General features: G+C 71.4%; 25 protein-coding genes and 1 riboswitch. Of the genes, 8 read left to right on the top strand and 17 right to left on the bottom strand.

Going from position 1 to position 23,127, the window contains the following annotated elements; translation table 11 throughout:
* Positions 1-22: 22 nt before the first annotated feature.
* The 5 genes from Q5425_RS04090 to cutA form a co-directional block, all read right to left on the bottom strand.
* Positions 23-421 carry an ATP-binding protein gene (locus Q5425_RS04090; RefSeq protein WP_308670715.1) on the bottom strand — a complete coding sequence of 133 codons (399 nt, stop codon included), beginning with the start codon at positions 419-421 and terminating at the stop codon, positions 23-25.
* Between the two features lie 73 nt (positions 422-494).
* Entirely contained in the window at positions 495-1,142 is a 648-nt protein-coding gene (locus Q5425_RS04085; protein WP_308670714.1) for a response regulator transcription factor, read from the bottom strand.
* Positions 1,143-1,421: 279 nt separating this feature from the next.
* Positions 1,422-1,886, bottom strand: coding sequence for a DUF6292 family protein (locus tag Q5425_RS04080; RefSeq protein ID WP_308670713.1), 465 nt, complete (start codon positions 1,884-1,886; stop codon positions 1,422-1,424).
* A 77-nt stretch (positions 1,887-1,963) separates the two neighbouring features.
* Positions 1,964-2,671 (bottom strand): RraA family protein, encoded by a 708-nt coding sequence (locus Q5425_RS04075; RefSeq protein WP_308670712.1) that lies wholly within the window; start codon positions 2,669-2,671, stop codon positions 1,964-1,966.
* Between the two features lie 9 nt (positions 2,672-2,680).
* Entirely contained in the window at positions 2,681-3,010 is a 330-nt protein-coding gene (gene cutA / locus Q5425_RS04070) for a divalent-cation tolerance protein CutA (protein ID WP_308670711.1), read from the bottom strand.
* 103 nt (positions 3,011-3,113) lie between these two features.
* Here cutA and Q5425_RS04065 point away from each other — a divergent pair, with 103 nt between their 5' ends.
* Both Q5425_RS04065 and Q5425_RS04060 read left to right on the top strand, forming a co-directional pair.
* Positions 3,114-4,520 carry a hypothetical protein gene (locus Q5425_RS04065; RefSeq protein WP_308670710.1) on the top strand — a complete coding sequence of 469 codons (1,407 nt, stop codon included), beginning with the start codon at positions 3,114-3,116 and terminating at the stop codon, positions 4,518-4,520.
* Between the two features lie 56 nt (positions 4,521-4,576).
* Complete coding sequence (locus Q5425_RS04060) at positions 4,577-5,728, top strand: FAD-dependent monooxygenase (protein ID WP_308670709.1); 1,152 nt, start codon at positions 4,577-4,579, stop codon at positions 5,726-5,728.
* Here the strand turns inward: Q5425_RS04060 and metH are convergent.
* Positions 5,710-9,354, bottom strand: coding sequence for a methionine synthase (gene metH / locus Q5425_RS04055; RefSeq protein WP_308670708.1), 3,645 nt, complete (start codon positions 9,352-9,354; stop codon positions 5,710-5,712). The two genes, Q5425_RS04060 and metH, sit on opposite strands and share 19 nt — an antisense overlap.
* 14 nt (positions 9,355-9,368) lie before the next feature.
* Positions 9,369-9,447: riboswitch (S-adenosyl-L-homocysteine riboswitch) on the bottom strand.
* Positions 9,448-9,707: 260 nt separating this feature from the next.
* Here metH and Q5425_RS04050 point away from each other — a divergent pair.
* Positions 9,708-10,571, top strand: coding sequence for an LLM class F420-dependent oxidoreductase (locus Q5425_RS04050; protein ID WP_308670707.1), 864 nt, complete (start codon positions 9,708-9,710; stop codon positions 10,569-10,571).
* Positions 10,572-10,692: 121 nt separating this feature from the next.
* Here Q5425_RS04050 and Q5425_RS04045 read toward each other — a convergent pair whose 3' ends face one another.
* The gene (locus Q5425_RS04045) at positions 10,693-12,300 is read right to left on the bottom strand and encodes a DHA2 family efflux MFS transporter permease subunit (protein ID WP_308670706.1); all 1,608 of its coding nucleotides are present in this window, start codon (positions 12,298-12,300) and stop codon (positions 10,693-10,695) included.
* The gene (locus tag Q5425_RS04040; protein WP_308670705.1) at positions 12,281-12,907 is read right to left on the bottom strand and encodes a PadR family transcriptional regulator; all 627 of its coding nucleotides are present in this window, start codon (positions 12,905-12,907) and stop codon (positions 12,281-12,283) included. Before Q5425_RS04040 ends, Q5425_RS04045 begins: the two co-directional genes overlap by 20 nt.
* Before the next feature lie 175 nt (positions 12,908-13,082).
* Between Q5425_RS04040 and Q5425_RS04035 the strand changes: the two genes are divergently transcribed.
* Both Q5425_RS04035 and Q5425_RS04030 read left to right on the top strand, forming a co-directional pair.
* Entirely contained in the window at positions 13,083-13,976 is an 894-nt protein-coding gene (locus Q5425_RS04035) for an LLM class flavin-dependent oxidoreductase (protein ID WP_308670704.1), read from the top strand.
* Between the two features lie 9 nt (positions 13,977-13,985).
* Positions 13,986-14,444 carry a MarR family transcriptional regulator gene (locus Q5425_RS04030; RefSeq protein ID WP_308670703.1) on the top strand — a complete coding sequence of 153 codons (459 nt, stop codon included), beginning with the start codon at positions 13,986-13,988 and terminating at the stop codon, positions 14,442-14,444.
* On the opposite strand, the gene Q5425_RS04025 is transcribed toward Q5425_RS04030, so the two are convergent.
* Genes Q5425_RS04025 through Q5425_RS03990 form a run of 8 tightly spaced genes read right to left on the bottom strand, consistent with a single transcriptional unit; the run spans position 14,435 to position 20,306 of the window.
* Positions 14,435-14,656: an acyl-CoA carboxylase subunit epsilon gene (locus Q5425_RS04025; protein ID WP_308670702.1), complete on the bottom strand. Its 222-nt coding sequence runs from the start codon at positions 14,654-14,656 to the stop codon at positions 14,435-14,437. The genes Q5425_RS04030 and Q5425_RS04025 overlap by 10 nt on opposite strands.
* Positions 14,653-16,290 carry an acyl-CoA carboxylase subunit beta gene (locus Q5425_RS04020; RefSeq protein WP_308670701.1) on the bottom strand — a complete coding sequence of 546 codons (1,638 nt, stop codon included), beginning with the start codon at positions 16,288-16,290 and terminating at the stop codon, positions 14,653-14,655. The genes Q5425_RS04025 and Q5425_RS04020 overlap by 4 nt, the downstream gene beginning before the upstream one ends.
* Before the next feature lie 14 nt (positions 16,291-16,304).
* A complete protein-coding gene (locus Q5425_RS04015) occupies positions 16,305-17,006 on the bottom strand; it encodes a DUF6338 family protein (RefSeq protein ID WP_308670700.1) in 702 nt (233 codons plus the stop codon).
* A gap of 6 nt (positions 17,007-17,012) precedes the next feature.
* Positions 17,013-17,213: a hypothetical protein gene (locus Q5425_RS04010; protein ID WP_308670699.1), complete on the bottom strand. Its 201-nt coding sequence runs from the start codon at positions 17,211-17,213 to the stop codon at positions 17,013-17,015.
* Between the two features lie 35 nt (positions 17,214-17,248).
* Positions 17,249-17,896 (bottom strand): response regulator transcription factor, encoded by a 648-nt coding sequence (locus tag Q5425_RS04005; RefSeq protein ID WP_308670698.1) that lies wholly within the window; start codon positions 17,894-17,896, stop codon positions 17,249-17,251.
* Positions 17,893-19,002, bottom strand: coding sequence for a sensor histidine kinase (locus tag Q5425_RS04000; protein ID WP_308670697.1), 1,110 nt, complete (start codon positions 19,000-19,002; stop codon positions 17,893-17,895). The genes Q5425_RS04005 and Q5425_RS04000 overlap by 4 nt, the downstream gene beginning before the upstream one ends.
* 34 nt (positions 19,003-19,036) lie before the next feature.
* Complete coding sequence (locus Q5425_RS03995) at positions 19,037-19,834, bottom strand: SRPBCC family protein (RefSeq protein WP_308670696.1); 798 nt, start codon at positions 19,832-19,834, stop codon at positions 19,037-19,039.
* A gap of 55 nt (positions 19,835-19,889) precedes the next feature.
* Entirely contained in the window at positions 19,890-20,306 is a 417-nt protein-coding gene (locus tag Q5425_RS03990; RefSeq protein WP_308670695.1) for a MarR family transcriptional regulator, read from the bottom strand.
* A gap of 79 nt (positions 20,307-20,385) precedes the next feature.
* On the opposite strand from Q5425_RS03990, the gene Q5425_RS03985 reads away from it, so the two are divergent.
* Complete coding sequence (locus Q5425_RS03985; protein WP_308670694.1) at positions 20,386-20,949, top strand: NAD(P)H-dependent oxidoreductase; 564 nt, start codon at positions 20,386-20,388, stop codon at positions 20,947-20,949.
* Positions 20,950-20,995: 46 nt separating this feature from the next.
* Here the strand turns inward: Q5425_RS03985 and Q5425_RS03980 are convergent, their stop codons facing one another.
* The gene (locus Q5425_RS03980; RefSeq protein WP_308670693.1) at positions 20,996-21,361 is read right to left on the bottom strand and encodes a helix-turn-helix domain-containing protein; all 366 of its coding nucleotides are present in this window, start codon (positions 21,359-21,361) and stop codon (positions 20,996-20,998) included.
* A gap of 82 nt (positions 21,362-21,443) precedes the next feature.
* Here Q5425_RS03980 and Q5425_RS03975 point away from each other — a divergent pair, with 82 nt between their 5' ends.
* On the top strand, positions 21,444-22,295 hold the full coding sequence (locus tag Q5425_RS03975) for an NAD(P)-binding domain-containing protein (protein WP_308670692.1): 852 nt from the start codon (positions 21,444-21,446) through the stop codon (positions 22,293-22,295).
* A complete protein-coding gene (locus tag Q5425_RS03970) occupies positions 22,292-23,041 on the top strand; it encodes an SDR family oxidoreductase (RefSeq protein WP_308670691.1) in 750 nt (249 codons plus the stop codon). The genes Q5425_RS03975 and Q5425_RS03970 overlap by 4 nt, the downstream gene beginning before the upstream one ends.
* Positions 23,042-23,127: the final 86 nt, after the last annotated feature.

Below are 23,127 nucleotides of genomic sequence, written 5' to 3'. Positions count from 1 at the left end.
CGGCACGACCACGATCCGTGTTTCAGCTGGCGAGCTCGGCGGAGCAGGCGGGCAGGACGCACCAAACCACTTTCCCGCGGCCGTGGCGCGCGGTCCCCCGCACCGTGGACAGGCGGTCGACGAGGGCGAGACCCCAGCCGCCGTCGGGCCCCGCGAGGCGCCGCACCGGGGGCGCCGGGTTGTCGTCGAAGACCTCGATGCGGACGTCGGCGCCGGTCAAGCTCAGCCGCAGGACCGGGTCGCCGCCGCCGTGCCGCAGGGCGTTCGCCGCGAGCTCGGTGACGACCAGCAGCGCGTCGTCGATGGCGATGCCACCGGCCCACGCGAGCAGGGTGAGCCGGGTGAACCGGCGGGCGAGGGCAAGGCCGCCCGCCAGGTCGGTCAGCGGGCACTCCGCGGTCAGCGGGGCAGGGATGTTCACACCCGCAAGTCTGCTCGCCGGGTGCGGGGCGGCGCGAGATGCAAACCACACCCCTGCGGCTGATGCAGGTGCATCAGCCGATGAGGCCCTCCCGGCGGGCCACGGCGACGGCTTCGAGCTTCGACCGCGCCCCGAGCTTTTCCAGCACTCGCTGCACGTGGTTGCGCGTGGTGTTGCGGGACACGCCCAGCCGACGGCCGATCTCGTCGGTGGTCGCGCCTTCGGCGAGCAGGTCGAGGGTTTCGCGTTCCCGCGCGGTCAGCGCAGCACCCCCGGCGGGCCCCCGGCCGGTGAGCCGGTCGAAGACGCCGGGCAGCAGCTCCGGGTCGAAGACCACGCCGCCGGCGGCCACGTCCCGCACCGCGGATTCCAGCACACCGAGCTGGGACGACTTGAGCAGCAGGCCGGCACCGCCCGCCTTGGCCACCTGCACGGCGACCGCCGGGGTCGCGTCGCCGGTCAGCACCAGCACCCGCGCGCCGCCCGAACCGAGCTGCGCGATGACGCCGAGGGCGTCGCCGTCGGCGAGCCGCCGATCCAGCACCACGACGTCCGGGGCGTGTTCGAGCACGTCGGCGAGCGCTTCGACCCGGGACCGGGCCCGGCCGACGACGGTGAGCCCGTCGGCGCGGTCGAGGGCCTGCTGCAGCGCCTCGGCGACCATGTCGTGGTCCTCCACGAGCAGGACACGGACGGGACGGGGCTCATCGGCGCTGCTCACGGGTTCCCTCGCTCCGGTGGTGACTGAGGGTCCATCCTAGGCGCCCGGTCGCGGGGCCGCCGCCGGTCACCGGGCCGGAGAGCTCGGCCGCAGCAGTCCCTCGGGGGCGGTCGCCGGCGACCAGCCGACCGGGGCCTCGCGGCGACCCCCCGCCCGGCTCAGACACAACGCCACCGGTCACCGGGCCGAGGAGCTCGCCCGCAGCAGTCCCTCGGGGCCGGTTACCGGCACACAGCCCGCCTCGTGGTGGCCCGCCCGGCTCGAACACCACGCCACCCCTCACCAAGCCGGCGAACTCGGCCGCAGCAACCCCTCCGGCCCGGTCACCGGCAGCCACTCGACCAGCTCCTCGTGGTGGCCCGCCCTCCGGAACACCGGCGCGCGGAACGAGCCGGCGGGTGGGCCGGCGAGCCGCAGCACCTCGAGGAACCGGGCGACCGCGCGCGGGGGCGGCAGGACTTCGGGGCCGCCGAGGTAGGCGAGCACCTTCGCCGCTCCGCCGCCGGCGGGCTCCACGACCGCCGACCAGCCGTGGACCTCGTCCCAGATCAGGGCCAGGTCGTGCGCGGCCCGGTCGGGGAGGGTGCGGTCGAGGGCGACGTACCCGGAGGCCGGCTCGTCGAGGTCGAGCGAACACGACTCGAACCCGACGCCGACGGCCCGGGCCACCCGGGCGAGGTAGGCGCGCAGCCCCCGGGCGAAGTGGTACTCGATGTCCCTGCCGAAGCCGATGAGCGTGTTCATGATTCGCCTCCCGCGCCCGCTGCAAGCCCGGAATACCCGATTCGGGAGGCGATCACACTTTCGTGTTCAGCGGCGGGTCATTCTTCGATCGCGCCACCCACGGCCCGCAGGTGCGCGCGGAAAGTCAAGCCCGGATCCGTTTCCCGCGCCGCAAGGAATTCACCGAATCGAACCTGCTGCCGCAACGGTTCACCGCCGCGGATGCGGTCGGCCTGACGCCGCTCGGTGTCGCGGATTCCTTCCGCGAGGGCGAACAATTCACCCGCGCGGGCCAGCGGGACAAAAAGCACGCCGTCGTCGTCGCCGAGCACCAGGTCCGCCGGCCCGATCCGCCAGGTGCCGACGATCGCTTCGGCCAGCCCGCCGTCGACGCGTGGCCCGAGGCCGAGCGGGCCGGTCGGCAGGGAGCCGAGGCTGAACACCGGCAGCCCGATGGCCCGGATGTCCGCGGTGTCGCGGTGCAGGCCCCAGATCACCACCCCGGAAAGGCCGGCGGCGCGCGCCTCCAGGACGACGAGGTCGCCGACGCAGCTTTCGTCGAGCCGGCCGCCGTTGTCAACCACCAAAACCCCGCCTTCGGTGGCGTTTTCGAACGCCTCCAGGAAGACGTCCACGCTGCCCACGTGCCGGGACGGCACCGCCGGGCCGAACAGGCGGCTGCCGGGCACCACCGCGCGCGTCGGCGCCGGTGCGCACCGCACCGGGAGCCCGGCGCGGATGCACGCGTCGGCGAGGTGGGCGGTGGTCAGCGTCGCGAAGCGCTGTCTGAGTCCTTCGTGCTCCATGCGCCGAATCTAGCCAGCGTCGCGGGTCTCCCCCGTCAGCCACGCCAGGTATTCCGCGCTGCCGCCGACGATCGGGGTGGCGATCACCTCCGGGAGGTCGTAGCCGTGCAGCTGCCGCAGGCGTTCGGTGAGGGCCGGCACCCGGCCGGCGGTCGTCTTGATCTCCACCCGCCACTCCTGGTCCGTCTGCACCGCACCCTCCCACCGGTAGACGCTGGTGATCGGGCCGACGACCTGGGCACAGGCCCCCAGCCGGGCCTCGACCGCCCGGGCGGCCAGCTCCCGCGCCGCCGCTTCCGAATCCGTCGTGGACGTCACGATCACGTGTTCTGCCGCCATGGCGCCGAGATTACCGGCGAGGGGTTCACCCGGAATTCGAGACAGCGCAACCACCCGGGCGCCAGGATGGGCGGCGCCCCGTCCCCGACGTGAGGATCCGAGGATGCGCCGCCTGCCCGCACTCGCCGCCGCCGTGCTCACCACCGCCGCTCTGCTGACCGCCGGGACGGCCCACGCCGCCGGTCAGCCCTTCCCCGCGTCGGTCTTCCGCGCGACCCACAACAGCTATTCGGGCAACGTCGACGGCGCCAAGAACTCCCTCGCCTACCAGCTCGACCACGGTGTGCGGTTCCTGGAACTCGACGTGCACGACAACGGATACGCGACGTCGCACGACTACGCCGTCGGGCACGATTCGCCCGGCAACCTCGTGGACCACAGCGGCGGCAACCCGGCGTCGAACTACCTCCGCGACTGGCTGGCCGTGGTGAACGCGTGGTCGGCGCAGCACCCGGGCGCCGCCCCGATCGTCGTCATGCTCGACCTCAAGGACGACCTGACCGACAACCCCTCCTTCGCCGCGGGCAACCTCACCGCGCTCAACCAGGAGCTGGAGTCGGTGTTCGGCGGACGGCTGCTGCGGGCGCAGGACTACCCGGCGGCGCAGCCGGACGTCGACGCGCTGCGCGGACGCGTGCTGCCGTTGCTGTCCGGCCACGGCGGATCCCGCACCGAATACAAGCGCGACGTCGGCTACCACCCGGCGGTCGCGCTGAACGGCCGCGGGCAGATCGTCGAGGTGCACGACTCGGGCGCCGGCGCGCTCTGGTACTGGACGGGAACCTACGGCGCCGACGGGCGGGTCACCTGGCTGCGGCACGGGAAGTACGACAGCGGCCAGACGCCGGCCGTCGCGCTCAACGACAACGGCGACCTCGTCGAGGTGCACCAGTCGCCGGGCGCGACGACGCTCTGGTACCACGTCGGCAAGCTCGGCGCGGACGGCGAGATCACGTGGCAGGCGAGCCACCAGTACGACAACGGCGTGCTGCCGACCGTCGCCTTCACCGACGCGACCCACCTGCGGGAGATCCACAAGAGCCAGAGCGGCAGCCAGAACTGGGACTGGGACGGCGTCCTCGCGGGCCCCACGGTGGCGTGGTCGGGCAACGCCAAGACCTCCGACGCGCGGTTCGCGACGGCGACGGCGGCGAGTGCCGGCCGCACGGTGTCCGTGTGGACCGGCGCGGACGGCCCGACGCCGGCGCAGACGCTGCGCGCCGACACCGACCGGGTGGCCGGTGCCCGGATCCGCTACCGGCAGGTCGCGTTCGACGAGTTCCAGAAGGGCGACAGCGCCGAACTCCAGCAGGGTGCGCTGTTCTACGGCGCGCCCGCGACGGAGTCGGCGTTCATCGTCTCGGCCCGGCAAGCGGGCCGGGTCGTCCGCGGCTGGGACTTCGACTCCGCGAGCCAGGCCACCACTCCCCTGGCGAACCACCCCGCGACCAATCACCCGTACGACGCCTGGTACCAGACGCTGCTGACGCAGAACGGCGCCGTCGAGTAGGCCGCCGTCAGCGCTTCGCCAGGGACCGGTAAGCGCCCCTGGCGAAGCTCGGCCGCATGACCAACCCCACCGTCCTGATTTCCGGCGCGAGCATCGCCGGCCCCGCTCTCGCCTGCTGGCTGACCCGCTTCGGCTGCACCGTCACCGTCGTCGAACGCGCCCCCGCGATCCGGCCCGGCGGCCAGGCCGTCGACTTCAAGGGCGCCACCCACCGGGCCGTCCTGGACCGCATGGGCATCCTCGACGACGTCCGGGAGCGGCAGACGGGCGGGCAGGACCAGACGATCGTCGACGCCGCCGGCCGCGCGCGGGCGGTGATCCCCGGGGAGTTCACCGGCGGCGAGCTCGAGATCCGCCGCGGCGACCTGGCGGAGATCCTGTACCGGCGCACGGACTGCGAGTACCTCTTCGGCGACACCGTCACGGCGCTGAGCGAGACCGCGGACGGCGTCGACGTCACCTTTGCCCGCGCCGAGCCCCGGCGGTTCGACCTCGTGGTCGGCGCCGACGGCATCCATTCGAACGTCCGGCGGCTGGCCTTCGGCCCGGAACGCGGCTACGTGCGCTACCTCGGCTATCACTACGCACTGGCCGAGCTCGGCGAGGACGTCGCCGACGGTGAAGCGGTGATGTACAACGAGCCGGGCCGGATGGCCGCCGTCGGCGGGCCGAAGGCGTCGGCGTTCTTCGTGTTCGCGTCGCCGGAGCTGGACTACGACCGCACCGACACCGGGAAGCAGCGGCAGCTGCTGGTGGACGCTTACCGGGGCGCCGGCTGGCGGGTGCCCGAGCTGATGGCGAAGATCCCGCGGGCGGACGAGTTCTACCTCGACTCGCTCAGCCGCGTCACGATCGACCGCTACTTCCGCGGCCGCGTCGTGCTGCTGGGCGACGCGGCCTACGGCAACACCCTCGGCGGCTTCGGGACCGGCCTGGCCGTCGTCGGCGCGTACGTGCTCGCGGGCGAGCTCTTCGCCGCGGACGGCGACCACCGGGTCGCCTTCGCCCGCTACGAGGAACTGATGCGGGACTACGCGAAGGTCTCGCAACGTGGCAGCGCGGGTCCGTTCCTCGCGCCGCCGTCCCCGCTCCGGATCAAGCTGCGGGACTGGACGTTCAAGTCCCGCTTCCTGCTCGGCTTGATGCTCAAGGCGACCGACAAGTTCGCCACGGACATCGAACTACCGGACTACGCCTCGGGGTCGTAGGCCAGGTTCGGCCGCAGCCACTGCTCGACCTCGGCGATCTCGACGCCCTTGCGGCGGGCGTAGTCCTCGACCTGGTCGCGGCCGAGCCGGCCGACGGTGAAGTAGCGGGAGTCCGGGTGGGCGAAGATCAGCCCGGACACGCTCGCCGCCGGCGTCATCGCGTACGACTCGGTCAGGTCCATGCCCAGCTCGCCGGCCTCCAGCAGCTCGAACAGCTCGCGCTTCTGGCTGTGGTCGGGGCTGGCGGGGTAGCCCAGCGCCGGGCGGATGCCGCGGAACCGCTCCGCGTGCAGGTCTTCCAGCTTCGGCTGCGCGTCCGGCTCGAACCAGTCGCGGCGGGCCCGCAGGTGGATGTGCTCGGCGAACGCCTCGGCGAGCCGGTCGGCCAGCGCCTTGACCATGATCGCGCGGTAGTCGTCCTGCTCGGCCTCGTACCGCTTGGCCAGCGCCTCGGCGCCGTGGATGGCCACCGCGAAGCCGCCGAGGTGGTCGCCGACCGGGGCGATGTAGTCGGCCAGGCAGCGGTTCGCGCGGTCTGCCGGCTTCGCCGTCTGCTGCCGCAGCATCGGGAACTTGACGGGCGCGAAGTCGCCGTCGAGCACGATGTCGTCGCCTTCGCTGTGCGCCGGCCAGAACGCGTACGCGCCCTTCGCGGTGAAACTGCCGTCGGCGATGATCTCGTCGAGCAGGGTGTTCGCGTCGTCGAACAGCTCGCGGGCGACCGGCTGCTCCAGGATGGCCGGGTACTTGCCCTTGAGCTCCCAGGCCAGGAACAGGAACTGCCAGTCGACCATCTCGCGCAGTTCGGCGATGGCCGGCTCGATCACGCGGACGCCGGTGAACACCGGGGCGGACAGGCCGTCGAACGCCACCTTCTCGGGGTTCGCGCGGGCCTGCTCGAGGGACAGCATCGGACGGCGCTGCTTGCTCGCGTGCTGCTCGCGCAGCACCTCCTGGTCGGCCCGGTTCTTCTCGGCCAGCACGATCGAGCGGTCCGGGTCGAGCAGGTCGGACACCACGCCGACCACCCGCGAGGCGTCCAGGACGTGCACCGTCGCGTTGTCGTAGGCCGGGGCGATCTTGACCGCGGTGTGCTGGCGGGACGTCGTCGCGCCGCCGATGAGCAGCGGCAGCTTCAGGCCCCGGCGCTGCATCTCGGTGGCGACGTTGACCATCTCGTCGAGCGACGGCGTGATCAGCCCGGACAGCCCGACCGCGTCGGCGCCCTCGGTGACCGCGGTGTCGAGGATCTTCGCCGCCGGCACCATCACGCCGAGGTCGATCACCTCGTAGTTGTTGCAGCCCAGCACCACGCCGACGATGTTCTTGCCGATGTCGTGGACGTCGCCCTTGACCGTGGCGAGCACGACCTTGCCCTGGCCGTTCGACACGGCGGCGCGGCCCGCCAGCCGGGCCTCCTCCTTCTCGGCCTCCATGAACGGCTCGAGGTAGGCGACCGACCGCTTCATCACGCGGGCGCTCTTGACCACCTGCGGCAGGAACATCTTGCCGGCGCCGAACAGGTCGCCGACGATCTTCATGCCGTCCATCAGCGGGCCTTCGATGACCTCGAGGGGCCGCGCCATCGTCCGGCGCGCCTCTTCGGTGTCTTCCTCGATGTAGTCGACGATGCCGTGCACGAGGGCGTGCGACAGCCGTTCGGCCACGGTGCCTTCGCGCCACGACAGGTCCACGACGCGCTTGGTGCCGCTGCCCTTGACGTTCTCGGCGAAGCTCACCAGCCGGTCGGTGGCGTCTTCACGGCGGTCGAAGAGCACGTCCTCGACCAGTTCGAGGAGGTCCTTCGGGATGTCTTCGTAGACGGCGAGCTGGCCGGCGTTGACGATGCCCATGTCCAGCCCGGCCTGCACGGCGTAGAACAGGAACGCCGAGTGCATCGCCTCGCGCACGACGTCGTTGCCGCGGAAGGAGAACGACAGGTTCGAGATGCCGCCGCTGGTCCGCGCGCCCGGGCAGCGCTCCTTGATCCGGGGCAGCGCGTCGATGAACGCCTTCGCGTAGCCGTTGTGCTCGGAGATGCCGGTGGCGACGGCGAGGACGTTCGGGTCGAAGATGATGTCCTCGCCCGCGAACCCGGCCTGCTGCGTCAGCAGGTCGTACGCGCGGCCGCAGATCGCCACCTTGCGGTCGGCGGTGTCGGCCTGGCCCTGCTCGTCGAAGGCCATCACGACGACGCCGGCGCCGTAGTCGCGGATGGTGCGGGCCTGGGCGAGGAACGGCTCCTCGCCCTCCTTGAGGCTGATCGAGTTGACCACGCCCTTGCCCTGCAGGCAGCGCAGGCCGGCTTCGAGCACGCTCCACTTGGAGCTGTCGACCATGACCGGGATCCGGGCCACCTCGGGCTCGGTGGCGATCAGGTTGAGGAACGTCGTCATCGCCTGCTCGGATTCCAGCAGGTCGGCGTCCATGTTGACGTCGAGCAGGTTGGCCCCGCCGCGGACCTGCTCCAGTGCGACGTCGACGGCGCCCTGGTGGTCGCCGGATTCGATGAGCCGCCGGAACCGCTTGGAGCCGGTGACGTTGGTGCGCTCGCCGATCATCACGAACCCGGTGTCGGCGCCGATGCCGAACGGCTCGAGGCCGCTGAAGCGCGTGTGGGTGCGCGGCGCGGGCACCGCACGCGGCGCGGCCTGCTTCGCCGCGGCGGCGATCTTCGCGATGTGCTCCGGGGTCGTGCCGCAACAGCCGCCGACCAGGTTGACCAGGCCGTCGCGGGCGAAGCCCCCGATCAGCCCGGCGGTCTCCTCGGGCGTCTGGTCGTAGCCGCCGAACGCGTTCGGCAGACCGGCGTTCGGGTGGCAGGCGACGTAGGCGTCGGCGATCCGCGAGAGCTCCTCGACGTGCGGGCGCATCTCCTCGGCGCCGAGCGAGCAGTTCACGCCGACGACCAGCGGTTTTGCGTGCTCGATCGAGCTCCAGAACGCCTCGACGGTCTGGCCCGACAGCGTCCGGCCGCTCAGGTCGACGATCGTCACCGAGATCCACAGCGGCAGGTCCGGCGCGACCTCGCGCGCGGCGGCGATCGCGGCCTTGCAGTTCAGCGTGTCGAAGATCGTCTCGATCAGCAGCAGGTCGACGCCGCCTTCGGCGAGACCGGCGATCTGCTCGGCGTAGGCCGCCTTGACCTGCTCGAACGTCACCGCGCGGTAGGCCGGGTCGTCGACCTTGGGCGACAGGCTGAGGGTGACGTTGAGCGGGCCGATCGACCCGGCGACGAACTTGCCGCCCGCTTCGTCGGCGGCCTGGCGGGCCAGTTGCGCGCCGCGGACGTTCATCTCGTGGACGTGCGCCTGCAGCCCGTAGTCGGCCTGGCCGATGCTGGTCGCGGTGAAGGTGTTGGTCGTGGTGATGTCCGCGCCCGCGGCCAGGTACTGGCGGTGCACGTCGAGGATGACGTCCGGGCGGGTGAGGTTGAGCAGGTCGGGGTCGCCGGTGACGTCGTGGGTGTGCTCGCCGAAGCGGTCGCCGCGGTAGTCGGCCGGGGTCAGCCCGGCGCCCTGCAGCATGGTGCCCCAGGCGCCGTCGAGCACGGCCACCCGCTGGTCGAGCAGCTCGCGCAGGCGTGCGTGGGATTCGGAAGCACGGGACTCGTGCGGGGTGTTCACCGGCAGCCTCCCTTAGTCGGGAGGCGCCCTTGGTTGGTCATTCCCGGCCGAGCGTGGCGGACCCGGTGGTCCGTTGCAGCGCCTCTCGGCTTGTGGTCCACGGTATCGGAACCGGGCCCGCGCACGCCATCCCGCCCCGCCGGCGTGTCCACTGACTGGGACGGCGTTCGTCCACAATGGAATACCCGGTCCACCCTGCACCTCCGTCGACCGACCGTGCCGCGACTGCCGGTGCCGAGTGTGCCAGCCCGGCATCGAGCACCCCTCAAGGCCACCTGGTGTGCCCGGCCGATTCCGGAGCGTAACCACCGGAGCGGCTTGAAAACTGAAACACGTTCTAATACGCTCCGCGGGTGGACTACGGAATCGTGCTGTTCACCAGCGACCGGGGGATCACCCCGGCGGCCGCGGCGCGCGCCGCGGAGGCCGCGGGGTTCTCGACCTTCTACGTCCCCGAACACACCCACATCCCGGTGAAGCGCGAGTCACCGCACCCGCGCACCGGGGACGCCTCGCTGCCCGACGACCGCTACAGCCGGACCCTCGACCCGTGGGTCGCGCTGGCGACGGCGGCCGCGGTCACTTCGCGCATCCGGCTGTCCACGGCGGTGGCCCTGCCGGTGGAGAGCGACCCGATCACCCTCGCCAAGACGATCGCCAGCCTCGACCACCTCTCCGGCGGCCGCGTCACGCTCGGCACCGGCTTCGGCTGGAACGTCGACGAGCTGACCGACCACGGCGTCCCCGGGAACCGCCGCCGCACCGCGCTGCGCGAGCACCTCGAGGCGATGAGCGCACTGTGGACGGAGGAAGAAGCCGCCTATGACGGGGAGTTCGTCTCCTTCGGACCGAGCTGGGCGTGGCCGAAGCCGGTCCAGCCGCACATCCCGGTGCTGCTCGGCGCGGGCCCGACGGAGAAGACGTTCCGCTGGATCGCCCGGCACGCCGACGGCTGGATCACCACCCCGGCCGACACCGACCTCGACGGGCACGTGGCCCTGCTGAAGGAGATCTGGGCCGCCGAAGGCCGCACGGGTGCTCCGCTGATCTGCGCGCTCGGCGAACGCCCGGACCCGCAACGGCTGGCCCACCTGGACGCTCTCGGGGTGACCGAGACGATCTTCGGCCTCCCGGATCGCGCACCGGAGGAAGTCGAGGCATGGATCGGGCGGCTCGCCGGCAAACTCACCCTCGCTCCCGCCACCACCCGGTCGTGAGTGGTAAGGCGGGTTCTAACCCGCCTTACCACTCACGACCGCTGCGGCAGACCACCGCTCCCGCGGTCCGTGCAGGCCCCCGTCCCGGTACCCGACACCGGAGCGGGGGCCTGCACGGTTTTCAGACCGCGGCCGCTTCGGGCGCCGGCGTCTGCCAGCGCGGCTTGACCCGCCGCATCACCGCTGCCGAGATCACGCCCAGCAGGAGCACGCCCATCGGCAGCAGCATCGTCACGCGGGCCGCGTCGGTCAGTCCACTGTGGATGGCGTCGGTGGCCAGCTTGCCCGCTTGCGCGGCGATCTCTGCGGGCAGCCCCGGCATCGGCGACGGCCCGCCCGCCGAGCCGAACTCCCCGGTGCCGGCCGCCGCGTGGGCGATTCCCTCGGCGAACGGTGCCCGGTACTGCTCCGGCAGCTGAGAAGCCGCCTTCGTGGCCTCGTCCGCGATGGACGCGCTGATCCGCGCCTGCAGCAGCACGCCGATCGCCGCGCTGCCGAGCACGCCGCCGACCTGGCGCGAGGTGTTGAAGATGCCGGACGCCGTCCCGGCCAGCCGCGGCTCGACCGAGCCCATCGTCAGGTTGCTCATCGGCGAGAAGATGCAGCCGATGCCGAGGCCGCACACCAGCAGCGCCGGGACGAACGCCCACGGGCTGCTCGACGGCGTCGCCTGCAGCGCGATGATCCCCAGCCCGGCCGCGAGCGCGGCGAGACCGAACATCACCAGGTACTTGCCGTTCACCTTGTCCGACGCGCGCCCGACGAACGGCGCGATGATCCCGGACAGCAGCGACATCGGCGCGGTCAGCACCCCCGCCATCGTCGGGGACAGCCCCAGCACCGACTGGATGTAGATGATCAGCGGCAGGAACATGCCGGTCATCGCGAAGCCGACGGTGGCCGCGGTGAGCGTCCCGGCCGAGAAGTTCCGGTTCGAGAACACCTGCAGCGGCAGCAGGGGCTCCCGCTTGTTGAAGCGCTGCCACACGACGAACGCGATCAGCAGCACCACGCCGGCGCCGATGATCTCGAACACCGTGATGCCGCCGAAGACCGTGCCCCAGTCGTACTGCTGGCCGTTCTGGATGCCGAACACGATGCAGAGCAGCGCCGCGCTCGAGAGCACGATCCCCAGCAGGTCGAACGAGTGCGAGTGCTTCGGCTGCCAGTCCGGCACCAGCAGCAGGGTGAGCACGACGGCGATCACGCCGATCGGCACGTTGACGAAGAAGATCCACTCCCAGCCCAGGTGGTCCACGAGCACCCCGCCCAGCAGCGGGCCGGCGATCGTCGCCAGCCCGGCGACGCCGCCCCACATGCCCATCGCCGGGCCGCGCTTGGCCGGCGGGAACAGGTGCGTGATGAACGCCAGCGTCTGCGGCGTCATCAGCGCGGCGCCGAGCCCCTGCACGGCCCGCGCGGCGATGAGCATTTCGACGTTGCCGGACAGACCGCACCACAGCGACGCGCCGGTGAACACGACGAGCCCGGCGAGGAACACGCGCTTCGGGCCGAAGCGGTCGCCGAGCCGGCTGGTGAACAGCATCGGCACCGCGTAGGTGAGCAGGTAGACGCTGATCACCCAGACGACGGAGTTCAGCCCGGCGCCCAGCTCGCGCAGCATGGTCGGGATCGCGATCGACACGATCGTCGTGTCGAGCAGGATCATGAAGAAGCCGAGGCACAGCGCGCCCAGCGCGGCCCACGGATTAGCTTGTCTTGCGTTCATCGTCGTCTTCCTTGGTGATGAGCGTGAGCTGGGGTTGCCCGGAGTCCACGAAGGGGACCCGGCCGGACTCGAGGTCGCCGAAGAGCCGCTCGGTCCACTCGAGCTCGAACTTCCGTTGGTCGCACTTGTACTTCCAGTCGAGCCAGTAGACCGGCGGCGTCCCGTCCTCGGCCAGGCGCAGCAGCACGGCCTCGTCGGCCGCCACCGCCGCGCGCAGCCGGGTGATCCGGTGCCCGAGCTCGATCAGCGAGGTTTCCCGCCCGAGTTCGTCGATCACGGCGAGCCCGGACAGGTACGCGGGGAACTCCTCGGCGAGGTCGCCGAGCAGCTCCCGGGCGCGCTGGTTGAACTCGTCCAGGCCGGTCTGCGTCATGCCGTAGACGGTCCGTTCCGGTCGCTTGCCGTCACGCTGGGTGTCGACGACCTCGATGAAGCCGTGGCGGTGCAGGCGTTCCACGGTGTGGTAGAGCGAGCCGGCCTTCACGTTGACGCGCATGTTGACGTACCGCTCGCGCATGAGCTGGGCCATCTCGTACGGGTGCATCGGCCTCTCGTGCAGCAGTTCCAGCACGGCGATGCCCAGCGGCGTCAGCTTGGGCGAGGCCATGAGTCGATCCCTCCAGGTCGGTTATTCCACGTGGACTATACGACTTGGGCTAGCGGGCGGTCCACCGTCATTCCTGTGACGGTCCGTACACAACGCGACATCCCGCCTCGAGCCAATTGGTTCGCATCAAGAACTAATCATGTATGTTCGCAGTACGAACTAACTGGGAGGAATCATGACGCACTTCGGGATCGGCGTTTCGACAGCGGTGTCCGCCGTGCCGGACACCCTGCGGCTGGCCGTCCGGGCCGACCGCGGCGGGCTCGACCTGATCACGGTGTCCGACCACCCCTACTACGCCGACCGCCTCGACGCGTACGCCGAACTCGGCGTCCTGCTCGGCAAGACCGAGCGGATCTCCGGCCTCGTCAGCGTCACCAACCTGCCGACGCGCCCGGCGTCGATGCTCGCGCGCACCGTCACGAGCCTGTCCGCGCTGACCGGCGGCCGGATCGTGCTCGGCATGGGGGTCGGGGGGCTCTGGGACGACATCGCGCGGCTGGGCTTCCCGAAACTGACCCCGGGACAGGCCGTTCGCGCCTTCGAGGAAGGCATCCGGCTGGTGAAGCTGCTCGGCGGGGGCGGTGAACCCGTCACCTTCGACGGCGAGTTCCACCAGGTCACCGACCTCGAGCCGGCCGCGGAAGCGATGCCGCCGGTGTGGACCGGCTCGGTGGGGCCGAAGTCCCTCGCCGTCACCGGGCGGGTGGCCGACGGGTGGCTGCCCGGGCACGCCGCCGACTGGCTCAGCGAGCGCTACCGCACGTCCCGGCCGGTCATCGACAAAGCCGCGGTGGATGCCGGCCGGGATCCCGCGGACGTCGCCACCGTCTACAACTTCCCCGGCCGCATCACGGCGGAGCCGCTCCCGAAGACGCGCGCCGGCGACGGCCGGTGGATCGGGGGCTCGTCCGGCCAGTGGATCGAGGAACTGACCGGTGCGGTGCTGGAGCACGGCGCCGCCGGGTTCGTGCTCTTCGGGCCCGGCGGCGGCACTCCCGACGAGGCCGCCGCCGCGCGCTGGACCGAGGAGATCGTGCCCGCCGTGCGGGAGGCCGTCGCGAAGTAGGCTGGCGAAATGGGGAAGAGCGGGGAGGACCTCGGTGTGGTGGCCGGGCTCGTGCGGGCGTCGTTCCTGGTGAACGCCGGCTACGCCGAGTCCGCCCGCGAGTACGGGCTCACCGTGCAGCAGGGGCAGCTGCTGTGCGTGCTGATGGGCCGTCCATACGGCATGGGCGACCTGGGCGCGACGCTCGGCCTCGAGAAATCGAGCCTCACCGGCTTGGTCGACCGCGCGGTCCGGCGCGGGCTCGTCCGCCGCGAGCCCGATCCGGACGACCGCCGCGCCGTGCACGTGCTCCTGACGGAAGAAGGCCGCGAGCTGGCGGAGGACTTCTACGCGGCGACGTGCCGCAGGGTCGACGAGCTGGCCGCGGGCCTGAGCAAACCGGACCGCGACCGGCTCGCGGCGCTGCTGGGCACGATCGTCCGGGAAAACGAAGCCCCGACGGTCTTCCTCGACGCCCTTCAGCCCTGAGGCAAACCCGAAGCGCGCCAAGCACCTTCGCCGGGGTGATGCGGTTTACGCAGCAAAGCAGCGTGATCGCCCCACCACGACGTACGCGGCTTCGGCTTCTCCGGTGCCTTCGCGGCCGACGCCGCGGCGACGACCGCCGTCAGCGCCGCCAGTTCGGCGTCGCTCGGGTTGCCGCGGACCACCCTCAGCAGGGGCTTCTGTTCGCCGGTCACAGCGGGATGTTCCCGTGCTTCTTGGGCGGCAGCGATTCCCGCTTGTTCCGCAGCAGCGACAGCGCCCGGGCGACGTGGCCGCGGGTGTGGGCCGGCACGATCACCGAGTCGACGTACCCCCGCTCGGCCGCCGCGTACGGGTTCAGCAGCGTGTCCTCGTACTCCTGGATCAGCTCGGCGCGGAGGGCGTCCACGTCGCGGCCCTCGTTGGCCGCGTTCGCCAGGGTCTTGCGGTGGACGATGTTCGCCGCACCCTGGGCGCCCATCACCGCGACCTGGGCGGTCGGCCACGCCAGGTTGATGTCGGCGCCGAGGTGCTTCGAGCCCATGACGTCGTACGCGCCGCCGTAGGCCTTGCGCGTGATCACCGTGACCAGCGGGACCGTCGCCTCCGCGTACGCGTAGATCAGCTTCGCGCCGCGGCGGATGATGCCGTTCCACTCCTGGTCGGTGCCCGGCAGGAAGCCCGGGACGTCGACGAAGGTGAGCACCGGGATGTTGAACGCGTCGCAGGTCCGGACGAACCGCGCGGCCTTCTCGGACGCGTCGATGTCGAGGCAGCCGGCGAACTGCGTCGGCTGATTGGCCACCACGCCGACGCTGTGGCCGTCGACGCGGCCGAAGCCGACGATGATGTTCGGCGCGAACAGCTCGTGGACCTCGAGGAAGTCACCGTCGTCGAGGACGCGGGTGATCACCTCGTGCATGTCGTACGGGGTGTTCGGCGAGTCCGGGATGATCGTGTCCAGCTCGCGGTCCGAGTCGGTGACGTCCTCGAAGAAGCCGGGCGGGGTGTCCGGCTGGTCGAACACCGGCGCGTCCGACAGGTTGTTCTGCGGCAGGTAGGAGAGCAGTTCCTTGACGTAGGCGATGGCGTCTTCGTCGTCGGAGCCCAGGTAGTGCGCGACCCCGGACTTCGTGTTGTGGGTGCGGCCGCCGCCGAGCTCCTCGAAGGTGACGTCCTCGCCGGTGACCGTCTTGACGACGTCCGGGCCGGTGATGAACATCTGCGAGGTCTCGTCGACCATCACGATGAAGTCGGTCAGCGCGGGGGAGTAGACGTGCCCGCCGGCGTTGGCGCCCATGATCAGCGAGATCTGCGGGATGACGCCGGAGGCCTGCACGTTGCGGCGGAAGATCTCGCCGTAGAGGCCGAGCGAGACGACGCCCTCCTGGATGCGCGCGCCGCCGCCCTCGTTGATGCCGATGATCGGACGGCCGGTCTTGATGGCCAGGTCCATCACCTTGACGATCTTCTCGCCGTAGACCTCGCCGAGGCTGCCGCCGAAGACGGTGACGTCCTGGCTGAACACGCACACCGGACGGCCGTCGACGGTGCCGTAGCCGGTGACGACGCCGTCGCCGTAGGGGCGGTTCTTCTCCTGGCCGAAGTTGGTCGAGCGGTGCCTCGCCAGCTCGTCGAGTTCGACGAAGGAGTTCTCGTCGAGGAGCAGCTCGATGCGTTCGCGCGCGGTTTTCTTGCCCTTGGCGTGCTGCTTCTCCACTGCGCGGGCCGAGCCCGCGTGGACCGCCTCGTCGTACCGGCGGTACAGGTCGGCCAGCTTGCCGGCCGTGGTGTGGATGTCCGGTTCATCCTCGGGCGGCGTCCCGAGCGGCTCCGTCGCACTGCTCATGCCGGGGAGCTTAACTACTTGTCGGTCACTTCGCGTGTGGCGTAGGCAACGTCAGCTGGCTCGCCGGTCGCCGCGTCCAGGTACGTCACCCGCAGGTAGGTGATCTTCGAGCCCGGGATCACCACTCGCCGCCAGTCCTCGCCGATGACCTTCGTCGCCCCGTCGTTTTCGCTGGTCATCGCCTCACCTTCGAGGACGAGCTCGCGGTCGGCCAGCGGGCCCGACGGTGTGTACGAGCGGACGTACCCGTAGAACGACGTGCCGTTCTCCAGCTGTGCGTGTGCCCACGCGCGGGTGCCGGGCGGCCGGTCGGCGCGCAGGGCCTGGGCCCAGGCCGAGCGCTGCTGCACGGTTGCGGCCTCCCCGCGGCGGTGGGCGAAGAACGCCTCGAACCCCGTGGCGAGCGCGCACGCCACGGCCAGCTCGACGGCGACGCTCACGACGATCAGCGTCAGGTGCTCGCGCGAGTAGGCCTCGCCGCGGGTCAGCCAGTCCGCCGGGCTGACGAACAAGCGGGCGCCGGTCGTCTGCAGCGCCGTCATGAGCAGCACGGAGACCAGCGTGAAGACGAGACTGCCGAGGGCGACGCGGGAAGCTTCGCGGAACGCCGTCTCCTGGTGGCGGCCGCGGCGGCGTTCGCGGCGCAGCTCGAACACGATCCCCGGCGCGACGAGCGCCAGGAACCCGGCGAGCGCGCCGAGGGTCTGGGGGATCACGACGGCTCAGCCGGTCGGCCCGCCGCGCCGGGGCGGGGGTCCGTCCTCCGAATCGAGCTGGCGCATCGGCTGGGAGCCGTAGCCGGGGATCCCGCCCTGGTTGCCCCAGTCGGGGCGCGGGTCCGGCTCCCAGTCCTCGGCCGGCGGCTCGGCAGGCGGCTCGGCCGGCGGCGGGAGGAGTTCGTCCTCGCGACGTTCGGTGCTCATCGGATTCCCCCTCGTGATCGGCCGCTCCACCCTACTCAGGACGCCGTCGGCCGGACCAGCCCGGATTCGTACGCCGCGATCACCAGCTGGGCCCGGTCGCGCGCGGCGAGCTTGTGCAGCAGCCGGCCGATGTGGGTCTTCACGGTGGCGATGCCCAGGTGCAGGCGTGCCGCGATCTCGTCGTTGGACAGCCCGCGCGCGATCAGCGACAGCACCTCCTGCTCGCGTGCCGTCACCCCGTCGAGCCGGGTCACCGGGCCCGACGGCAGGCGCGCGAACTCCGCCACCAGGCGGCGGGTCACCGAGGGGGCCAGCAGCGCGTCGCCGGACGCCACGACTTCGATCGCCGCCAGGAGGTCCGCCGGGCGGGTGTCCTTCAGGAGGAACCCGCTCGCGCCCGCGCGCAGTGCCGCATACACGTACTCGTCGAGGTCGAACGTCGTCAGCATCAGCACCCGGACGTCGGTTTCCGCGCAGATGCGGCGGGTCGCCTCGATGCCGTCCATCTCCGGCATCCGGACGTCCATCAGCACCACGTCCGGCCGCTCGACGCGGGTCAGGGCGACCGCCTCGACGCCGTCGGACGCCTCGCCGACGACCTCGAGGCCCGGTGCGCTGTCGACCAGCACCCGGAAGCTCCCGCGCAGCAACGCCTGGTCGTCGGCGATCAGGACGCGGGTCACCGGGCCACCACCGGTGCTTCGTAGGGGAGCCGCGCGAAGACGCGGAAGCCGGTTTCGCCCGGCGCCGCCGAGAATTCGCCGTCGTAGACCGCGACGCGTTCGCGCATCCCGATCAGCCCGTGGCCCGGCTCGGCCTTGCCGCCGCGGCCGTCGTCGAGCACCTCGATGCGCACTTCGCCGTCGCCGCCCGTGACGTGGATCCGGCAGGTCGACGCGCCCGCGTGCTTGACCACATTGGTCAGTGCCTCCTGCACGATCCGGTACACCGACTGGCCGACCCCGCCCGGCAGTTCGGTGAGGCCGTCGACGACCAGGACAACATCCAGTGCACCCGCCTGCTGCGCACGTTCGGCGAGCGCCCGCAGGTCCTCGAGCGTCGGGGCGGGCGCCAGCGCCGGGACGCCGGTGCCGTCGCGCAGCACGCCCAGCATGCGCCGCAGCTCGGCCAGGGTCTCGCGGCTGGTGTCTTCGATGACGCGCAAGGCGTCACGGGCCTGGTCGGGTTGTTCGAGGGCGACGTGGTTGCCGACCGCCGCCTTCACCGCGATCAGGCTCATGCTGTGCGCGACGACGTCGTGCATCTCCCGCGCGATCCGCAGCCGTTCCGCCGAAACCGCTTGCCGTGCGTGGTTTTCCCGCTCGGCCGCGGCGTATTGGCGGCGGCCGTGGACGGCGACGCCGAGCGCGAACCCGACGATCAGCGCCGACGAACCGAAGTTCACCGTCGTCGCCGTGCTGGGGTTCGGCAACACGAACGCGAGCACCGCGAGCCCGATGAGCCCGGTCGCGAACGCCGTCCGCGTGATGCGGGTGCCCCGCGCCACCACGTAGGCGTACAGCGCGCAGCCCGCCGCCACCACGGCGATGCCGAGCACCGGGCCGCCGATCGGCACCGCCGCCGCGGTGAGCACCAGCGACGCAACGTAGGACGGGAACGGCCACCGGCGGCGCAGCAGCAGCGGGAAGACGCTCGCGAGCATGATCGTCCAGCCCAGCCAGGCGGGCAGCCACGGCGGCAGCGACCACGCGCCGGCGGCGAGGTTGCCGCCGGCGCCGACGGCCAGGACGATGGCCGCCAGCGCGTCCAGCACCACGCGAATCCTCATGCTGTGAAGGTATTGCGGACTCTTCGTCCCCGCGTCAACCCTGGGTCGGACGCTCGGCGTAATGCTTCTTCACGGCTTCGACGCGCTCCGGGGCCCAGTCCGGCAATTCGACGCCGTGGGTGGCGGCGAACAGCTTGTCGAGCTGCTCGTGCCGCCGGGCCAGCTGCGCCGGGACGTCGTCGCTCGCCGCCTCGGTGAACTCGACGCGGGTGCCGTTGAGCGGGTCGTGGACCAGGTGCCAGCCGGGTTCGGCCGGCAGCAGGGCCCGTACCTCGGCCACGGGCTTCCAGACCAGGTCGCGGCGGAAGCGGATCGTGCCGTCCGCGAGGATTTCGCCCTCGTCGAGGCCGAACTCCTCCACATAGGACGCCGTCCGCTCGTGCCATCCTTGCGGCTGCTGGAAGTCCCGGCCGGCCAGGCGCGCGTCGAGGGCGTCGAGGCAGACGTCCCAGCCGGCGGCGTTGCGGCCGGCCGCGAGCTTGGCGATCGCCGGGTCGCCGCGGCCGAAGGTGTGGGTGAACTCCAGGAGGCTGCCGTCGCCGTCGGGGGAGATCAGCCAGCGCAGGGTGTCGTCGTTCCAGACGAAGGTGAACTCGCGCGGCGGGTCGGCGGTGACGACCTGCCCGGCCGTCGTGGTGTCGTCGCCGGGGAAGGTGAACCGGATGGCGCCGCCGGCGCGCAGGTCGACGTCGACCCGCGCGGGGAACCAGTGCGCGAGCTCCGCCGGGTCCGTGATCACCCGCCAGACCCGCTCCGGCGCGTGCTTGAGGCGGCGTTCCAGCCGGAGCACCGGGCGTTGGTCGACGGTCTGCAGTTTCGCTCGTCCGGACACGGCGTCCTCCCATGGCTTGCCTGTGCCGGTATATAACCACTGCGGAATATTCGGGTCAAGCGCCGCGGACGGCGGAGACCGCGTCGGCGAGATCCGGGTCGCTCGCGGCCTTGTCGAGCGCGGTCCGCAGCACGGCGCAGTACGTCGGCTCCGTTTCGGCGTAGCGCTTGCGGCCGGCGTCGGTGATCACCGAGTAGACGCCGCGGCGGTCGTCTTCGCACAGGTCGCGGACGGTCAGGCCGGCGTCTTCGAGGCGGGCGCACATCCGGCTGACCGAGCTCTGGTTGAGGCCGATCGCCTCGGCGAGCTCCTGCATCCGCAGGCCGCCGCGCGGGCCCGCGACCAGCTTGCCGAGCGCGCGGTACTCGGACAGGCCGAGCCCGTGGCGCCGCTGCAGGGCTTTGGCGAGCTCCTGCTCGATCCGGGCGTGCAGGACGAGTACGCGGCCCCAGGCCTGTTCGTCGGCAGTCATCTTCCGGCCTCCTCTTGACGCCAGGATAGTCCAGGGACAGTATTTATATGTACATGCAAGTAACTGGAGAGGGGTGGACATGAGCGACCGCAGCTTCCTGTTCCTGGTGGGCGCCGCGCGGGCCGGCGGCAACACCGAAACGCTGGCCCGCCGGGCGGCCAGGGAACTGCCCGGCGACGTCGAGCAGCGGTGGATCCGGCTGCCGGAGGTGCCGCTGCCGCCGTTCGAGGACCGCCGCCACGGGGCCGGCGACCACCCGGCACCGGGGGAGAACGAACAGCTGCTGATGGACGCGACGTTTGCCGCGACCGACATCGTGATCGCGTCACCGGTGTACTGGTACTCGGTCGCCGCGAGCGTGAAGCTCTACCTCGACTACTGGTCGGGCTGGATGCGGCTGCCGGTGGAGTTCAAGCCGCGGATGCGCGGGAAGACGCTGTGGGGCGTGAGCGTGCTGAGCGAAACGGCGCGCGAAGCGCAGCCGCTGATCGGCACGCTGGAGCTGTGCGCCGAGTACCTCGGCATGCACTGGGGCGGGGTGCTGCTCGGCAACGGCAGCCGCCCCGGTGACGTGCTCTTGGACGCCGACGCGATGACGGCCGCGCGGACGTTCTTCGCCGGCTCGGACCTGGTCACCGCCTGAGCGGCGGTCATCTTCGCGCAGCCGGGGTCGGGGAGCTGCCGCGTCATCACGCCGAAGCGGTGTGCGGTGGCGCCGGCGTGACGCCGCGGCGCTTCGCGATCCCGGTCATGTTTTCCTCGCCCCAGTCGCCGAGCGGCAGCAACGCCGTGTTCAGCCGCTGGCCCAGCCCGGTCAGCGAGTATTCGACCTTCGGCGGGACCTCGTGGAACACCTCGCGGTGCACGATCTCGTCCGCCTCCAGCTCGCGCAGGGCCTGGATCAGCATCTTCTCGCTGATCCCCGCGACCTTCCGCTTCAGTTCGCCGAACCGCAGGGGTTCGGCGTGCAGCGCCCAGAGGATCAGGGCCTTCCAGCGGCCGCCGATCACGTCGACGGCCGCGTCCAATCCGCAGCGGTACGTTCGAGGCTGCATCCAGGATCCTTACGTTTTGGTGGGTACCTGACTTATTAGTCGGTACTTGTCCAGTGTAAAGCGCGCCCGCAGCATGGAAGCCATGGGAGAAAGCAAGAAACACGTGGGCGTGCTCGGCCTGGGGCGGATGGGTGCCGCCCTCGCCGGGGCGCTCTTGGGGGCGGGGCACGACGTCCTGGTGTGGAACCGGTCGCCGCTCAAGGCGGGGCCGCTGCTCGACCGCGGCGCCCGGCTCGCGGCCACGCCGGCGGAGGCGGCTTCGGCCGACGTCGTCCTCAGCTGTCTGTCCACATACGACAGTCAGCAGCCGGTACTGGCGGCTGCGGCGCCGAAGGTGCTCGTCAACCTGACGTCCGGGACGCCGGAGCAGGCGCGCGGTGTCGCGAAGTGGGCCGCTTCGGAGGGCATCGACTACGTGGACGGCGTGATCATGGCCGTGCCGCAGGGCATCGGGACGCCGCAGGCGCAGGTTCTCTACGGCGGCTCCGAAGCCACGTTCGCGGCGCACCGCGACGTGCTGGAAGTGCTCGGACGGCCGGTGTTCCTCGGCGAGGACGCCGGGCTGGCGGCGCTGTACGACCTGGCGCTGCTCGGCATGATGTGGTCGACGATGGCCGGCTACCTGCACGCCCTCGCGCTGGTGGGGACCGAGGGTGTCAGGCCGGAGCAGTTCACGCCGATGGCGTCGGCGTGGCACTCGGCGGTCGGCGGTTTCCTGCCCGGCATCGGCGACCAGGTCGCCAGTGGCGACTACGCCACCGACGTGTCCGCTTTGGACATCAACGCGGCGGGGCTCGCCATGCTGGAGGAGACGAGCCGCGCACAGGGGATCAGCACGGCGGTGCCCGCGGTGCTGAGGGAATTGTTCGCCCGCGCGGTCGCGGCGGGCCACGGCTCGCACGCGATCGCCAGCGTCATCGAGGAGATCCGGTGAAGTACCTGGGGAAGAAGGCCGTCGTCACCGGCGGCACGCACGGCATGGGGTTGGCGGTGGTCCGCGCCCTGTTGGACGGCGGCGCGGAGGTGCTGCTGACCGGCCGGGACGTGACACCGCTGGAGGGAACACTGCCGGGCAAGGCCCACCTGTTGTCCTCGGACGCGGCTCGCTTGGACGACGTCGCCGAGCTGGGCGCGGTGGCCGCGGAGCGGCTCGGCGAACTGGACCTGGTGTTCGTCAACGTCGGGTTTTCGACGCTGACGCCGTACGAGGAAGCAACACCCGAGCTCTACGACCGCACGTTCGACGTGAACACGAAGGGCGCGTACTTCACCGCCCGGGCGCTGGCCCCGCTGGTCCGGACCGGCGGATCGTTCGTGTTCACGACCTCGGTCGCGGCCGAGGCGGGCATCGCCGGAATGGGCCTGTATTCGGCGGCGAAGTCGGCGGTGCGGTCGTTCGCCCGCACGTACGCGGCCGAGCTGGCCCCACGCGGAATCCGGGTGAACGTGGTGAGTCCCGGCTACACGGACACACCGACGATGGGCGTGACCGGCGTGCCGGAGTCGGTCCTGGCGGAGTTCAAGGCGATCGGCGACGAGATAACGCCGTTGAAGCGCCACGCAACGGCGGACGAAGTGGCGGCGGCGGTGCTGTTCCTGGCTTTCGAGGCCACGTTCACGACGGGCGCCGACCTCCCGGTGGACGGCGGCCTGGGGCAGCGGTTGACGTTGCCGGCGTAGGTGGGGGCCGGTCGGCTCGTCGCACCGCTTTGCCGGCCTAGGTGGGCGCCCGCGGCGGGCGGCGGCGGTGCCCACCCAGGCCCGGT

Origin of the sequence: Amycolatopsis sp. A133, assembly GCF_031082405.1 — a bacterium.
GTDB lineage: Bacteria > Actinomycetota > Actinomycetes > Mycobacteriales > Pseudonocardiaceae > Amycolatopsis.
The sequence above is the reverse complement of the archived record's forward strand: the minus strand, read 5'-3'. Positions and strand labels throughout refer to the sequence as shown.

Coding starts and splice junctions, on each gene's coding strand:
- Q5425_RS04080 (WP_308670713.1), bottom strand. CDS start 1,886: ATGAACACGCTCATCGGCTTCGGCAGGGACATCGAGTACCACTTCGCC.
- Q5425_RS04075 (WP_308670712.1), bottom strand. CDS start 2,671: ATGGAGCACGAAGGACTCAGACAGCGCTTCGCGACGCTGACCACCGCC.
- cutA (WP_308670711.1), bottom strand. CDS start 3,010: ATGGCGGCAGAACACGTGATCGTGACGTCCACGACGGATTCGGAAGCG.
- Q5425_RS04065 (WP_308670710.1), top strand. CDS start 3,114: ATGCGCCGCCTGCCCGCACTCGCCGCCGCCGTGCTCACCACCGCCGCT.
- Q5425_RS04060 (WP_308670709.1), top strand. CDS start 4,577: ATGACCAACCCCACCGTCCTGATTTCCGGCGCGAGCATCGCCGGCCCC.
- Q5425_RS04045 (WP_308670706.1), bottom strand. CDS start 12,300: ATGAACGCAAGACAAGCTAATCCGTGGGCCGCGCTGGGCGCGCTGTGC.
- Q5425_RS04040 (WP_308670705.1), bottom strand. CDS start 12,907: ATGGCCTCGCCCAAGCTGACGCCGCTGGGCATCGCCGTGCTGGAACTG.
- Q5425_RS04035 (WP_308670704.1), top strand. CDS start 13,083: ATGACGCACTTCGGGATCGGCGTTTCGACAGCGGTGTCCGCCGTGCCG.
- Q5425_RS04030 (WP_308670703.1), top strand. CDS start 13,986: ATGGGGAAGAGCGGGGAGGACCTCGGTGTGGTGGCCGGGCTCGTGCGG.
- Q5425_RS04020 (WP_308670701.1), bottom strand. CDS start 16,290: ATGAGCAGTGCGACGGAGCCGCTCGGGACGCCGCCCGAGGATGAACCG.
- Q5425_RS04010 (WP_308670699.1), bottom strand. CDS start 17,213: ATGAGCACCGAACGTCGCGAGGACGAACTCCTCCCGCCGCCGGCCGAG.
- Q5425_RS04000 (WP_308670697.1), bottom strand. CDS start 19,002: ATGAGGATTCGCGTGGTGCTGGACGCGCTGGCGGCCATCGTCCTGGCC.
- Q5425_RS03990 (WP_308670695.1), bottom strand. CDS start 20,306: ATGACTGCCGACGAACAGGCCTGGGGCCGCGTACTCGTCCTGCACGCC.
- Q5425_RS03985 (WP_308670694.1), top strand. CDS start 20,386: ATGAGCGACCGCAGCTTCCTGTTCCTGGTGGGCGCCGCGCGGGCCGGC.
- Q5425_RS03980 (WP_308670693.1), bottom strand. CDS start 21,361: ATGCAGCCTCGAACGTACCGCTGCGGATTGGACGCGGCCGTCGACGTG.
- Q5425_RS03975 (WP_308670692.1), top strand. CDS start 21,444: ATGGGAGAAAGCAAGAAACACGTGGGCGTGCTCGGCCTGGGGCGGATG.